This window comes from Streptomyces sp. NPDC001750 (genome assembly GCF_042892615.1).
Classification (GTDB): domain Bacteria; phylum Actinomycetota; class Actinomycetes; order Streptomycetales; family Streptomycetaceae; genus Streptomyces.
Map to the genome: position 1 here is coordinate 1 of NZ_JBIAUE010000059.1, position 16,346 is coordinate 16,346.

Here is a 16,346-nt window from a genome sequence, read left to right on the forward strand (position 1 = left end):
ACCACACACCACCGCAACCGCCCCAGGAACAACCGCCACACGCCCCGCAACCAACTCCACCACCGAACGACCACCCACACCCACACCAGGACCCGACCAGCCGAGCAGCGCCTGCTCCAGCTCGTCCGTCTCCAGCATCCCGGCGCGCGAGAGCCTGAGCCGGGGGTCCGCGAGAAGCTGTTCGGCGAGCGTCAGCCAGTGGCGGCACAGCCGCTCGACCGTGGACCGGTCGAACAGATCGGTGCTGAACTCGACGACCGCGGCGAGGCCGCCACCGTCGGTCTCCTGGAAGTGCAGGCCCAGCTCGAACTGAGCCGCCTCACGGGGCACCGCGTGCTCCGTCGCCTGAAGGCCAGGAAGGCGGAATTCGCCGGGCGGGGTGTTCTGCAGGGACACGAATGCCTGGACGAGCGGGGTGCGGGAGGTGTCGCGTTCGGGGGCCAGTTCCTCGATGAGCCGGCTGAACGGCACGTCCTGATGCGCGAACGCGTCCAGCACCGTGGACCGCACGTCGTCCAGATACTCGCCGAAGGTCCGCGCGTCGTCGATCCGGGTACGCAGGACGAGGGTGTTGACGAAGAACCCGACGAGGTTCTCCAGCTCCGTGCGCTCACGACCCGAGACGGCTGTGCCGACCGCGATGTCCCGCTGGCCGCTGTATCGCGACAGCAGCAACTGCGTCACCGCCGTCAGCCCCATGAACAGGCTCGCCCCACGTTCCTGCCCCGCCGCCCGGAGCCGGTCGACGAGGCTCACCGGAACCTCGAACGTGTGCAGGGCGCCGGCTGAGGTGCGCACGGCCGGACGCGGCCGGTCCGTCGGCAGCTCCAACGGTTCCAGACCGTCCAGCTTCCCACGCCAGTAGTCGAGTTGGCCGTCGAGCGCGTCTCCTGCCAGATGCTCGCGCTGCCAGACCGCGAAGTCCGGGTACTGGATGCGCGGCTCCGGCAGAGCCGCTTCCTCGCCACGCACAGCTGCGGCGTACAGCGCGCTCAGCTCGCGCGTGATCACGCCCATGGACCAGCCGTCGGTCACGATGTGGTGCATCGCGAGCACCAGCACGTGCTCACGCTCGGAGAGACGGACCAGCAGCACGCGGACCAGCGGGCCCGTGCGCAGGTCGAAGGGTATCGCCGCCTCGGCCGCGAGTGCCGCGTCCAGGTCTTCCGGAGCGCTGAGCGCCACGGTCCGCACCGGCACGTCGATGTCTTCGGGTGCGTGAACGGTCTGGACGCCGCGGCCGTCGACGGAGTCGAAGGTCGTACGCAGGGCCTCGTGCCGGGCGACCAGCCCGGCCACGGCCGCACCCAGCGCAGCAATGTCCAGGTCACCCTTCAGGCGCAGGGCGCCGGTGATGTTGTACTCGACGCCCTCCCGGTCGAAGTCGTGCAGGAACCAGAGGCGTTCCTGGGCAAAGGACAGCGGAAGCGGGCCGGTGCGCGGCACTGGGAGCACGCCGGCCTCGTCGGCCGGTTCGTCCAGGGCGATCTGCCCGGCGAGAGCCGCGACGGTGGGGTGGTCGAAGAGTGCGCGCGGGGACAGGCCCGTGCCCAGGACGCCCCGAAGCCGGGAGACGACCTTCAGGCTGGAGATGGAGTCGCCGCCCAGGGCGAAGAAGTCGTCGTGGACGCCGACCTGTTCGACGCCGAGGACATCCGCCCAAATGGCGGCCAGAGCGCGCTCGGCGTCGGTGCGCGGCGCGACGTGCTCCTCCGCCGTTTCGTACTCCGGCGCGGGCAGAGCCTTCCGGTCCACCTTGCCGTTGACCGTCAGCGGCAGCTCGTCCAGCACGACGAACGCCGACGGCACCATGTACTCCGGTAGGGCAGACGCGGCGTGCTCACGCACCGCCACGATGTCCATGTCTCCCCCGACAGCCGGGACGAGGTAGGCGACCAGGCGCTTCACGCCCGGCCGGTCCTCCCGGACCTGGACCGACACCACACCCACCGAGGAATGACGCGCGAGTACGGTTTCGATCTCGGCGACCTCGATACGGAAACCACGGATCTTCACCTGACCGTCACCACGGCCGAGGAAGTCCAAGCGGCCGTCCTCACGCCAGCGCACCATGTCACCTGTGCGATACAGCCGGCCGCCGTCACCGAACGGATCCGCGACGAACCGCTCCGACGTCAGATCCGCACGGCCGTCATAGCCCCGGGCAAGACCGGCACCACCGAGGTACAGCTCACCGGCGATACCGACACCGACCGGCCGCAGGGACGCATCGAGCACGTAGGCCCGGGTGTTGTCCATGGCCTGGCCCAACGGCACCGAACCGCGGGACACGTCCTCCGGCGCCAGAGGGCCGGACACCGCGAAGGTCGTGGATTCCGTCGGACCGTAGCCGTTGACGAGCACCAGCTCGGGGCAGGACTCCAGCAGGCTTTGGGCAGCCGCAGCGGGAACCGCGTCGCCGCCTGTCCAGAGCTCCCGAAGACCCGCGAAGCACGCAGGGTCCTCCTCCACGAGCACGCCGAACAGAGCCGCGGTCACCCACAGCCCCGTCACGCCCGACGCCACGGCGTCCCGGACGGCCGGCGCGCTCAGTTCCGCCTCGGCCACCACGACCGTGCCGCCGTTCAGCAACGGCACCCACACCTCGTACGTCGCCGCGTCGAACGAATGCGGTGAGTGGAACAGCACCGTCCCATGCGCACCCGAACCCCAACGGCCGTCCGCCGTCAGCGCCACGATGTCGCCATGGGTGATCGCCACGCCCTTCGGCACACCCGTCGAACCCGACGTGAACATCACGTACGCCAGAGACCGCGACGAGACCCGCGTCGAAACCACGACCGAGCCGACCGGCGCCGCACCCACAGAAACCGCGGGCACACCGCCGACCTCGGCAACGTCCCGATCCGTCACCACCACACAGCTGCCCGACTGGGCGAGCACCTGGCGGAGCCGGTCCTCGGGGTACGAAGCGTGCAACGGTACGTACACACAGCCGGCCTTCAGCACGGCCAGCATCGCCACCACCACGTCCACCGACCGCTCCAGCAGCAGCCCGATCCGTGCCTCGGCGAGCACGCCTCGTTCGACCAGCACACCGGCCAGCCGATCCGACGCCTCGTCCAACTGCGCATACGTCAGCGCGAGATCACCGCACCGCACCGCCACCGCACCCGGTCCCGAAGCCACCCGCTCCGCGAAGGCGGCCACGACCGAGGCATCGGCGACGGTCGAGCCGCCGCCGTCGGACCACCGGTCCAGGACCTGAGTGCGCTCCTGCGAGGTGAGCAGTTCCAGGCGGCCGAGTTCGGTCCCCGCGTTCTCCAGCAGCGTCGTGATGACGTGCGCAAGCCGCTCCGCCATCAGCTCGGCCGTCTTCGTCCCGAGGAGTGCGGCATCGTAGGCGAGGGTCATGTCGAGCCGTTCGCCCACCGCCGCGGCGATCAGCGTCAGCGCGTAGTTCGTCGACTCGACCGCCTGGACGCCGCTGACCGACAGGCCATGCCCCTCGGCGGCAGCCGCGTCCACCGGGTAGTTCTCGAACACCACCAGGCTGTCGAACAGCGACACACCCGCCGGCAGATCCGTCTCGATGTCCGACAACGCCACGTACTCGTACTGCCGCGACTCCACCAGGTCCGACTGGACGCCCTCCAGCCACGACACCACCGACGCCGACGGATCCACCCGCACCCGCACGGGCACCGTGTTGATGAACAGGCCGAGGATGTCCTCCACGCCCGGCAGATCCGCCGGACGCCCCGAGACAGTCGTCCCGAACACCACGTCCGCCGACGACGCGGACACACCCGCGCACTGCGACAGCAGCAGCGCCCACGCCCCCTGCACCACCGCGTTCACCGTCAGACGATGCCGCCGCGCGAACCCGCCGACAGCACCCGCCACCGCGGCATCCAGCACCACCGGCACCCGACCGCTCGACCGGCCCCGCTCCACCTCACCGGGCAGACGGTCGTACGGCAGCGCCGCCGGCTCCGTCACACCCGCCAGCCGGTCACGCCAGAACGCCCGACCCGCCACCACGTCCTGACCTGCCAGCCAGCGCACGTACTCGCCGAACGAACCCCGCGACACCCTCGCCGCGGCGCCGGCCTCGTCCGCATGGGCGGCCAGCACGTCCGGGACCAACGCCGCCGTGCTCCACCCGTCCAGGAGCACGTGATGGAACGTCCACACGACCCGCACCGCGTCACCCGACACCCGTGCCAACGCCACCCGCATCAAGGGTCCGGAAGCGAGGTCGATCCCCTGGGCCCGGTCGGTGTCCAGGAACTCGCGCAACCGGGCCTCCTGCCCGGCGTCGTCGGCATCCGTCCAGTCGAGGAGGGTGACCGGTACCGTCACATCGCGGTGAACGACCTGCACCGGCTCCGGCAGGCCCTCCCACACCAGCGACACCCGCAGCGCGTCCGAACGCCCCGCGACCGTCTGCCACGCCCGTGCGAACCGCTCGATGTCCGTCACACCGTCGACCCGGAACACGAACTGCTCCAGATAGGCCGGCGAGTCGGGCTCCGCCAACGCATGGAACAGCATGCCCGCCTGCAATGGCGTCAGCGGATAGATGTCCTCCGCCCCTCGACCGTCGCCGACGACCCGGTCCACCTCCGCCTGGCTCAGCCTCACCAGCGGAAAGTCCGACGGAGTGCACCCGCCCGCACCCTCGCCCTCGCAATGCGCCACGCACGCCACCAACTCCGCGGCGAACGCCTCCGCCAGTCCCCGCACCGTCTCCTCACGATGCACATCGGCCGAATAGGCCCAGGAGAAGACCAGTCGTCCGTCCGCCAGACCGGCGGTGACGTCGATCAGGCTGGTGCGGCGCTCGTCGGGGCTGTGCTCGCCGCCGGGGTTGAGGGCGGCGGAGCGGTACCAGCCGGCCTCCCCCGCCTTGGCGGCACCGTCGGTGTTCGCCATGTCCAGGCGGCCGAGGTAGTTGAAGGTGATCTGCGGGTCGTCCAGGGCCCGGCCCTCCAGGCCGCCGCCGAGGTGGCGCAGCGCCCCGTAACCCACGCCCCGGTCCGGAACAGCACGCAACTGCTCCTTCACCGACTTCAGATCACGACCCCACGCGTCGACACCGTCCACGTCCTCACCCGACAACCCCAGGGCCACCGGATACACCGACGTGAACCAACCCACCGTCCGCGTCAGATCCACACCCGCGAACAGCTCCTCACGACCATGCCCCTCCAACAGCACCGGAACCCGATCACGACCCGTCCACCCACGCAACACCCGCGCCAACGCAGTCAACAACACATCATTCGCCTGCGTCCGATACACCGCCGGCACCCGCTGGACCAACGTCTCCGTCTCCTCCACCGACAGAGCGCCCGACACGGAGCGGAGTGAACCGACCGTGTTCTCGACGGCGGCGTGTGCGTCGCGGGCGTCGCCGGTCGCCGGGGGGAAGTCGCGCGGCAGATCGGAGTCCGTTCCGTCGAGAACGGAGGTCCAGTAGGGGCGCTGATAGTCGAAGCCTCCGTCGCGGGTGTGCGCGGCGAGGGTGTCGGCCCACTGGCGCACGGAGGTGGTCTTCGGGCCCAGGTCCGGTGCGCGGCCCGCGGCGGCCTGCTCGTACGCCGAGCGCAGGTCGTCGAGGAGTATGCGCCAGGTCACGCCGTCCACCACCAGGTGGTGGGCCACGACGAGGAGCCGGGTGTGCCGCTCCGCGCCCCGTCGGCCCACGAGGAAGCGGACGAGGGGACCGTTCTCCAGGTCCAGGCTCGACTGGGTCTCGGCGACCAGGTGGGACCAGGCGGTGTCCTGGTCGGGCTCGGCGGTCAGGTCGTGCTCGGTGACGTAGCGGTCCGCTTCGGCGGTCTCCGTGATCGTGCCGGTCCAGCGGGAGGAGCCGTCGGCCGGCCGGGTGAACGTCGAGCGGAGCGCGTCGTGCTGGGACAGCACCGCCCGTACGGCCTCGCGGAGCGCCGCCGGGTCCGTCTCGGCGGGGAGTTCGAGGTCCATGGCCATGTTGAAGTGGCCGGGGGCGACGGTGTGGGTCTCGAAGAACCACTCGCGCACCGGGGTGGTGCCGACCTCGCCGGAGACCGGGCCCTGCTCGGCGGTCCCGCCGTCGGCGCCGCCCGTTCCGGGCGTGCCCGCGACGGGGGCGAGGGCTGCCACGGTCTGGCGGGCGAAGATGTCGCGGGAGGTCAGGTCGAGTCCGGCCTGGCGGGCGCGGGTGACGACCTGGATGCTGAGGATGGAGTCGCCGCCGAGGGCGAAGAAGTTGTCCTCCACGCCGACCCGTTCGACCCGGAGCACGTCGGCCCAGATCGCGCACAGCGCGCGCTCGGTGTCGGTGCGCGGGGCGATGTGTCCGCCGTCGCTCTCGGCCTCCGGGGCGGGCAGGGCCCGGCGGTCGACCTTGCCGCTGGAGTTCACCGGGAGGGAGTCGAGCAGGACGAACACGGACGGCACCATGTACGCGGGGAGTTCGGCGGCGGCGTGCGCGCGCAGCGCCTCCGTGCCGACCGGCTCCGTCCCCGCGTCGGTGGTCACGTACGCCACGATCCGCTGGGTTCCCGGACGGTCCTCACGGACCATGACGGCCGCCTGGCCGACCTGCGGATGTCGGGCGACGACAGCTTCGATCTCACCCGGTTCGATGCGCAGGCCACGCAGCTTGACCTGGTCGTCGGCGCGGCCCACGTACTCCAGCTGTCCGTCGGCCCGCCAGCGGGCCACGTCACCGGTGCGGTAGAGCCGGCCGCCCGTGCCGGACGGGTCGGCGACGAAACGCTCGGCGGTCAGCCCGGCCCTGCCATGGTAGCCGCGGGCGAGGCCCGGGCCCGACACGTACAGTTCACCGGCGACGCCCACTCCCACGGGGCGGAGCCAGGGGTCGAGGACGGCGACGTGCGCGTCGGCGACGGGTTCGCCGATCGGCGGGGCGCCCGCGCCCGGTGCGAGGGCGCCGCTCATCGAGGCGGCGATGGTCACCTCGGTCGGACCGTACGCGTTCACCATGGTCCGGTCGGGCGCCCAGCGGGCGACCAGCTCCGGACCGCACGCCTCGCCGCCGGTGGCGACGACCCTGAGGTCCGGGAGATCGCCGGAGGGCATGGTGCCGAGGACGGTCGGCGGGATCAGGGTGTGGCTGATCCGCCGGTCGCGGAAGACCCCGAACAGCGCGTCGCCCACGACGGGGCCCGGGACGTCCGGGACGACGAGGGCGGCGCCGCCGCCGAGGGCCATGAGCAGTTCCATGACGGAGGCGTCGAAGCCCGCGGACGCGAGCTGGACCACCCGTGCGTCGCGCCCGACCCGCAGCCTGTCCACCACGGCGGCGGCGAAGCCGGCGATGCCGCGGTGGGTGACGACGACGCCCTTGGGGCGGCCGGTGGAGCCCGAGGTGTAGATCATGTACGCCGCCGCGTCGACGCGGACCCGCGGGTCGTCGATGTCCACGCCGGCACCGTCACCGATGACTTCCCGGCCCGGCTCCGACGCCGCCGTCCTGTCCAGGCGGACGACCGGCGCGCCACTCTGCCGGAGGACGTCCCGGACCGTCCGCCCGTCCTCGCTCGCCACGGCGCCGGCCGCGTCCTGCGCACCGGCTCCCGCTTCCGCGTCCTCGGCGGCGCACAGCACCAGGCGGGCGTCGCAGTCCCGGAGGACGAATTCCAGGCGCTGGGCCGGCCACGAAAGGTCCACGGGTACGTACACGCCACCTGCGCGCATGACGCCGAGCAGGCTGACGAGCCAGTCGGCGGAGCGGGGCACGGCGACGGCGACGCGCGCCTCGGCGCGTACGCCGCGTGCGGTCAGCAGCCTCGCGACACGGGTGGAGGCGGCGTCGAGCTCGGCGTAGGTGAGGGTGGTGTCGCCGTATTCGACGGCGACGGCGCTCGGGTCCTCGGCGGCGCGCGCGGTGAGCAGCTCCGGGAGCGTGAGCGGGGTCGTTCCGGAGCCGACGGTCGACACACCCCAGACGTCGGCGATGCGGCGCAGTTCGTCGTCGGCGAGGTGGTTCACGGTCGCCAGGGCGCGGTCCGGGGCGCCGCAGACGAGGCGGGCCAGGTCGAGCCACTGGCGGCAGAGGCGCTCCACCGTGGCGGCGTCGAACAGGTCGGTGCTGTACTCGGCGCCCGCCAGCAGGCGGCCGTCCTGCTCGGCGAAGGAGAAGGTGAGGTCGAACTGCGCGGAGTTGCGCACCGATTCGACGGCTTCGGCGTGCAGGCCGGGGAGGTCGAAGGAGGAGCGCGGGGTGTTCTGCAGGACGATCATGGCCTGGACGAGCGGGGTGCGGGAGGTGTCGCGCTCGGGGGCCAGTTCCTCGATCAGCCGGCTGAACGGCACGTCCTGGTGGGCGAAGGCGTCGAGGACCACGTCGCGGGTACGGTCGAGGAGTTGGGCGAAGGTCTCGCTCTCGTCGATGCGGTTGCGCAGGACGAGGGTGTTGACGAAGAAGCCGACGAGGTCTTCGACCTGGGGCGACTGTCGGCCGGAGACTCCGGTGCCGAGGGCGATGTCCGTCTGCCCGCTGTGACGGGCGAGCAGCAGCTGGGTGACGGCGGTGAGGGCCATGAACAGGCTCGCGCCGCGGTCCTGGCCGGCGCGGGCGAGCCGGGCGGCGAGGTCGGCGGGGACGTCGAAGGTGTGCAGCGCGCCGGAGGAGGTGCGCACGGCCGGTCGGGGCCGGTCGGTGGGCAGTTCCAGGGGCTCCAGGCCGTCGAGCCGCTCGTGCCAGTGGCGGAGCTGGTCGTCCAGGGCGTCCCCGGCCAGCTGTTCGCGCTGGCTGACGGCGAAGTCGGGGTACTGGACGGGGAGTTCGGGAAGTTCGGGACTCGTGCCATGGACGGCGGCGGTGTAGAGGGCGCTGAGTTCGCGGGTGATGACGCCCATGGACCAGCCGTCGGTGACGATGTGGTGCATCGAGAGGACGAGGACGTGCTCCCGCTCGGAGAGCCGCGCCAGCAGCACGCGCAGCAGTGGGCCGGTCCGCAGGTCGAACGCGGTGGCGGCCTCGGCGGCGAGCACGGCGTCGAGTTCCTCGGGGGTGTCGACGCGCACGGTGCGGAGCGGGACGACGACGTCCTCGGCGGGGTGGATGTGCTGGACGCCGCGTCCGTCGACCGATCCGAAGGTGGTGCGCAGCGATTCGTGGCGGACGACGAGGCCGTCCACGGCGGCGCGCAGCGCGGCCGGGTCGAGGTCGCCGGTGAGGCGGAGGGTGCCGGAGACGTTGTACTCGACGGATCCGGGGGCGAAGTCCTCCAGGAACCAGAGGCGTTCCTGCGCGTACGAGAGCGGCAGCGGGCCGGTCCTGGGGACGGGGACGATGCGCGGCTCGGGGCGGGCGGGGGCCGCGTCGTCGGACCCGGCCGCGCCCGTGGCGGCCTCGACGGTGGCGGCGAGGTCGGCGAGGCGCGGGGTGTCGAACAGGTCGCGTACGGCGAGGGGGACGCCGAGGCGTTCGCGGACGCGGCTGACGACGCGGGTGGCGAGCAGGGAGTGGCCGCCGAGGGCGAAGAAGTCGTCGTCGACACCGACGCGTTCGACGCCGAGGACCTCGCTCCACAGGGCGGCGAGGGATTCCTCCGTGGCGGTGCGGGGGGCGACGTACGCGGCGGTCTCGGCCCATTCCGGGGTGGGCAGGGCGCGGCGGTCGAGCTTTCCGCTGGAGGTGGTGGGCAGGGCTGCGAGGGTGACGAAGGCGGACGGGACCATGTAGTCGGGCAGTCCGCGGCGGACGAGGTCGCGCAGGGCGGCGGGGTCGGGGGCGGGCCGGCCGGGGGCGGGGACGAGGTACCCGGCGAGGCGCGCGACGCCGTTGTGGTCGTCGCGGACGACGACGGCGGCGTCGGCGACATCGGGGTGGCTGCGCAGGGCGGCGGTGATCTCGCCGGGTTCGATGCGGAAGCCGCGGACCTTCACCTGGTCGTCGGCGCGGCCGAGGTGTTCGAGGGTGCCGTCGGCGGTCCAGCGCGCGAGGTCGCCGGTGCGGAAGAGCCGTCCGCCGTCGCCGGACGGGTCGGCGACGAAGCGTTCGGCGGTGAGGGCGGGGCGGCCGTCGTAGCCGCGGGCGAGGCCGGCCCCTGAGATGTACAGCTCGCCCGCGACGCCCTGCGGGACGGGGCGCAGCCGCTCGTCGAGGACGTGGGCGCCGTTGTTCCACAGCGGGGCGCCGATGCGGACGCCCGCCGGGTCGGTGGAGCCTTCGGCGGCGACGGTCGCGGCGACGCTGTCGGCGCTGATCTCGGAGGAGCCGTACAGGTTGAGCAGGGTGGCGTGCGGGAGCCGCTCGGCGAAGCGGGCGGCGAGGGCGCGACTGAGGGGTTCGCCGCTGCTGATCCAGCAGCGGCAGGTGGCGAGGGCGGCCGGTTCGGCCTCGTCGAGGAGGACGGAGAGCAGGCTGGGGACGAGGGTGAGGCGTTCGACGGCATGCTCGGCGACGAGGGCGGCGAGGGCGAGGGGGTCCTTGGCCTGTTCGTCGGTGGCGAGGACGACGTGACCTCCGTGGAGCAGGGTGCCCAGGATCTCGGTGGCGCTGTCGAGGAAGCCGATGGAGCTCTTGGCGCCGACGACGGAGGCCCGCCATCGGGGGTGGGTCTCGGCGAACCAGGCCCAGCGGCTGAGGAGTCCGGCGTGCAGGCCCTGGACGCCCTTCGGACGGCCGGTGGATCCGGAAGTGTAGATGACGTACGCGACGTTGTCGGGGCGCAGCACGGCGACGACCTCGGGAGCCGTGGCGGGGAGGGCCGCGACGCGGTCGGTCGTGACCGGTTCGTCGACGACGACCGTGGTGACGGGGCGGTCCGCGGCGGTGGCCGCGTCGGTGACGAGGGCGGTGAGGGACTGTTCGGTGACGATGGTCCGCACGCGGCTCTCGCCGAGCATCCAGGAGACGCGGCCGACGGGCAGCGCCGGGTCGACGGGCAGGTAGGCGCCGCCTGCCTTGAGGACGGCGAGGGCGGCGACGACGAGGTCGGCGCGGCGTGTGAGGCAGACGGCGACGGGCTGCTCGGGGCGTACCCCGGAGGCGATCAGGTGGTGGGCCAGCCGGTTGGCGCGCTCGTCGAGTTCGCGGTAGGCGAGCGTATGACCGCCGCTGGTGAGCGCGGGGGCGTCGGGGGTGCGGCCGACCTGCTCGGCGAAGTGCGCGGGGATGACGCCGTGAGCGGCCTCGGGGCGGGTGTCGCCGGCGCCGAGTGCGGTGACGGCGGCGCGTTCGTCCGCGTCGAGGAGGTCGTGCGCGGCGAGGGGGGCATCGGGTGCGGCGGCGACGGCGCGGACGAGCGCGACGAAGTGGCGGCCGAGCCGTTCGACGGTGGCCGGTTCGAAGAGGTCGGCGTCGTATTCGACGGCGCAGTGCAGGCCGGGGCGTCCGGTCCGGCCCTCCTCGGGCGCGTCGATGTCCTCGAACTCCTCGAACTCCCAGCTGATGTCGTACGGGGCCTGGCGGCGGGCCAGGTTTCCGCGGGTGACCCGGAGTCCTTCGAACTCCATGGACTCCGCCGGGGTGTTCTGGAGGACGACCATGGACTGGATGAGCGGGGTGCGGGAGGTGTCGCGCTCCGGTGCGAGGATCTCCACGAGCCGCTCGAAGGGGACGTCCTGGTGGTCGAACGCCTCCAGCACGGTTTCCCGGACGCCGTCGAGGTAGGTGGCGAAGGAGGCGTCGCGGTCGATTCCGGAGCGCAGGACGAGGATGTTGATGAAGAACCCGACGAGGTTTTCGACTTCGGCGCGTTCGCGTCCCGGGACGGCGGTGCCGACCGCGATGTCGTCCTGTCCGCTGTATCGGGCGAGCAGCAGTTGCACGAGGCCGGTGAGCGTGACGAAGAGGCTGGTGGAGCGGGTGCGGGAGAGGTCGTGGAGGGCTGCGGCGACGTCGGCGGGCAGCGTGAAGGTGTGAACGGCGCCGATGCCGCGACGGACCGCCGGACGAGGGCGGTCGGTGGGCAGCGCGAGCGGTTCGAGGCCGACGAGGCGGTCGCGCCAGTACCCGAGGTGCCGGTCGAAGGACTTGTCGGCGTGGCGGGCGCGCTGCCAGGCGGCGTAGTCGGCGTACTGGACCGGGAGGGGCGGGAGCGCGGCGGACTCGCCGCGCAGGGCGGCCGCGTAGCAGACGCGCAGTTCGCGGACCACGATCTCCATGGAGGCACCGTCGGTGACGATGTGGTGCATCGCCAGGAGCAGCCGGTGCTCGTCGGCGCCCGTGCGGACCAGCAGGACCCGCAGCAGGGGGCCGGTGCGCAGGTCGTAGGGCTCGTCCATGGCGGCGGTGAACAGCCGGTCGCAGGCGGCCTCCACGCCGAGGGCCGCCACGTCGGCGGCATCGACGCCGAGCGTCCCGGCGTCGGCTGTCGCGAAGCCGTCGGCCGGCCCGGCGTGGGTGGTCAGGTCGATGTGGCGGAAGGGTGTGCGGGAGACGGCTTCCCGGGCCGGAAGGACGATCTGCCGTGCGACGCCGTCCTCCGCCCCGAACACCGTCCGCAACGCCTCGTGCCGGGTGACCAGGGAGTCCACGGCTCCGCGCAGCGCGGCCGTGTCGAGGGTGCCGGTCAGCCGCAGGGCGAGGCCGGAGTGGTTCTCGGTGGAGTCGGGCTCGTACTCCCCCTGGAACCAGAGCCGTTGCTGCGCGAAGGAAAGCGGCAGCGGGCGGTCTTCCGAACGGTCGACAGGTTCGATGCCCGTGCGACGGGCGGAGCCGGCGCGTCCCGCGAGCCGCTGCCGCAGCTTCTCCCGCACGTGCTCCGGCAGCGAATCGATGCGGCCCTCACGCGACGACGCGGCGTCCATGGAAAGCTCCCTCACTCACATCAAGCATCAACGAATGTCGTTCGGAATCCCGGCCGCGGGGCAGGGAAAGGCGCGTGTGCGCGACCGACCGGATTCGCTTCTCGCTCGCCCAGTCGGTCGCGCACACGTGTCGTACGTGTCGTGTGTCGTCCGTCGTCGCGCCTTGCCTGCGCGCGACGACGCCCTTGTCGTGCGGTGCCGCGCCCGGACTACTCCGGATCGCCGTCCATGAGATCGAGGCCCATTCCCTCCGCGGCCATCGCTTCCTCGATCTCCGCGATGATCAACTCCTCGACCTGCCGGGCGAGCAGCGCAATGGTCGGATGGTCGAACATGACACGGGCCGAGGGGTTGATGTCGAACACGGTTCGGACCCTAGCAACGACGCGAAGACTCAGAACCGAGTTTCCGCCCAGGCCGAAGAAGTCGTCCTCGACACCGACCCGTTCGAGTCCCAGCACCTCCGACCAGATCTCCGCGAGCGCCTCCTCCGTGGGGGTGCGTGGCGCGACGTGGTCGGCCCGGCTGCCGTATTCGGGGGCCGGCAACGCCCTGCGGTCGAGCTTGCCGTTGACGGTGAGTGGCAGCCGTTCGAGCGGGACGAAGGCCGCGGGCACCATGTAGTCGGGCAGGGCGGCCCCCAGGGCCTCCCGCAGCGGCCGGTCGTCGAACGACGCGACCGCCGCGGCCGGGTCGCCGTCGGCCCGCGGGACGACGTAGGCCACGAGCCGACGGTCGCCGGGCCGGTCCTCGCGGACGACCACCGCGCCCTGGGCGACCAGCGGATGCCGGACGACCTGGGCCTCGATCTCGCCGAGTTCGATGCGGAAGCCGCGGATCTTCACCTGGTCGTCGCTGCGGCCCAGGTACTCCAGCATCCCGGCCGCGTTCCAACGGGCCGTGTCGCCCGTCCGGTACATGCGCTGCCCGGGCGCCTCGCCGTACGGGTCGGCGACGAACCGCACCGCGCTGAGCCCGCGCCGCTCCAGGTAGCCGCGGGCGAGGCCGCCGCCCGCGATGTACAGCTCGCCGCGCACGCCGGTGGGCACGGGCCGCAGCGCGTCGTCCAGGACGTAGGCGCGCAGGTGGGGCATGGCCCGGCCGATGACGCTCCCGGATCCCCCGCGGGCGAAGGCGGCCTCGGCGGGACGGCTGGTGACGTGCACGGTCGTCTCGGTGATGCCGTACATGTTGACCAGCCGGGGTCCGTCGACACCGGAGCGTTCCACCCAGGAGCCGATCCGGGTCCAGTCGAGCGCCTCGCCGCCGAAGACGACGGTGTCCAGCGCCAGCCGTTCGCGCAGTCCGCCGCCGTTCCGGTCGATCTCCTCGACGAGGCGGTAGAAGGCGGACGGCGTCTGGTTGAGGACCGTCACCCGCTCGCGGTCCAACAGCCGGGCGAAGTCCGCGGGCGAGCGGGCGACGTCCTTGTCGACCACCACGAGCCGGCCGCCGTGCGCGAGCGCGCCCCACAGCTCCCAGACGGTGAAGTCGAAGGCGTAGGAGTGGAACATCGTCCAGACGTCTTCGGTACCGAAGGAGAAGTCCTCGCGGGCGGCGGCCAGGAGGCGGGCCACGTTGCCGTGGGTGACGACCACGCCCTTGGGGCGACCGGTGGAGCCGGAGGTGTAGATGACGTACGCGGCGGACTCCGGGGACATCGGCCCGCTGGTGCGGGCCCGCCCGGCGGCGGGGACGTCCGCGCCGTGGGCATCGCCGTCGAGGACCAGCAGCGGCCGGGCCGCCGCCGCGTCGGGCGGCAGGACGTCCCGTACGTCCGGATGCGTGACGACGAGCTGTGCCGCGCTGTCCTCCATGATGTAGCCGATCCGGTCGGCCGGGGCCGCCGGGTCCACCGGCACGTACGCGCCGCCCGCCTTCAGCACCGCGAGTACGGCCACGACCAGGTCGATCGAGCGCGGCAGCACCAGTCCCACGCGTGACTCGGGGCCCACGCCATGGGCGGCGAGCCGACCGGCCAGCCGCTCTGCCCGGTCGTTCAACTCCCGGTAGTCGATCGTGGTGTCCCCGAAGGTGACCGCCGGCGCCTGCGGCACCGCCCGCGCCCGCTCCTCGAACAGCGTGAGCGGGGACCGGGCGGGGACGCCCGGGTCACCGGTCTCGTTCCAGGAATCGAGCAGCAGGCGGCGCTCGGCGGCACCCATGGGGTCGTGGGCGCGCAGCGGCAGCCCGGGCGCGGCCGTCAGCGCCTCGGCCAGGGCCAGCCAGTACCGGGCGAGCCGGTCAGCGGTCGCCGCGTCGAACAGGTCGCTGTGCACCATGACGGCCTCCAGACCGCCCTCGCGGCCCGGCTGGAACTCGAGGTGTAGATCGAACTGGGCGGTGTCGCGGGGCGGCACGAACTCCGTGACGCGCACGCCCGGCAGCTCGAACTCCGGCCGCGGGGTGTTCTGCAGGACCAGCATGGCCTGGACGAGCGGGGTGCGGGAGGTGTCGCGTTCGGGGGCCAGTTCCTCGATGAGCCTGCTGAACGGCACGTCCTGGTGCGCGAACGCGTCCAGCACGGTACCGCGCACCCCTGTCAGCAGGTCGTCGAAGCTCCGCGTCTCGTCGATCGCGGTCCGCAGGACGAGCGTGTTGGCGAAGAAGCCGACGAGGTTCTCCAGTTCGGCCCGTTCCCGACCGGACACGACCGTCCCGAGTGCGATGTCCCGGCGTCCGGCGAACCGGGACAGCAGCAGCTGGGTGACGGCGGTCAGGGACATGAACAGGCTGGCCCCTCGGGTCCGCCCGACCTCCGTGAGCCGGTCGGTGAGCGCGGCCGGCACGTCGAAGGCGTGCAGGGCGCCGCCCGTTCCCCGCACGGCGGGACGCGGCCGATCGGTGGGCAGTTCCAGCGGTTCGAGGTCCGCCAACTGGGTTTTCCAATAGGCGAGTTCTTCGTCGAGTGCACCGTCGGCCTCGAGGCGCCGACGCTGCCAGACGGCGAAGTCCGGGTACTGGACCGGGGACTCCGGGAGGTCGGCTTCCTCGCCGCGTACGGCGGCGGTGTAGAGCGCGCTCAGCTCGCGGGTGACCACGCCCATGGACCAGCCGTCGGTCACGATGTGGTGCATCGAGAGGACGAGGACGTGCTCGCGTTCGGAGAGCCGTGCGACAAGGAACCGGAACAGGGGGCCCGCGACCAGGTCGAACGGAACCGAAACGGCCTCGTGGAACGCCTCGTCCAGTCCGGTCTCGCGTACCGGGACCTCCAGGTCGCCCGGGGCGTGGACGGTCTGCACACCCCGGCCGTCGACGGAGTCGAAGGTCGTACGCAGGGCCTCGTGCCGGGCGACCAGCCCGGCCACGGCCGCACGCAGCGCCACGACGTCCAGCTCGCCCGTGAGCCGGAGTGCGGTGACGACGTTGTATTCGACGCCGTCCCGGTCGTAGTCGTTGAGGAACCAGAGGCGTTCCTGGGCGAACGAGAGCGGGAGCGGTCCGGTCCGGGGCGCGGGGAGGATCCCCGCCTCCTCCGGTTCGTCCCCGGCGACCTGCCCGGCCAGGGCGGCGACGGTCGGGTGGTCGAACAGCGCGCGGGGAGACAGACCCGTGCCCAGAACGCCGCGCAGCCGCGAGACGACCTTCAGGCTGGAGATCGAGTCGCC

The 16,346-nt window shown here is 72.4% G+C and carries 2 protein-coding genes; both read right to left on the bottom strand.

Going from position 1 to position 16,346, the window contains the following annotated elements; translation table 11 throughout:
- Positions 1-12,735: amino acid adenylation domain-containing protein (locus tag ACFYY6_RS37335; protein WP_389197624.1), on the bottom strand; the 12,735-nt coding region annotated here is incomplete at its 3' end.
- A gap of 209 nt (positions 12,736-12,944) precedes the next feature.
- Positions 12,945-16,346, bottom strand: a 3,402-nt coding sequence (locus ACFYY6_RS37340) for an amino acid adenylation domain-containing protein (RefSeq protein ID WP_389197626.1), incomplete at its 5' end; no start/stop codon positions are given.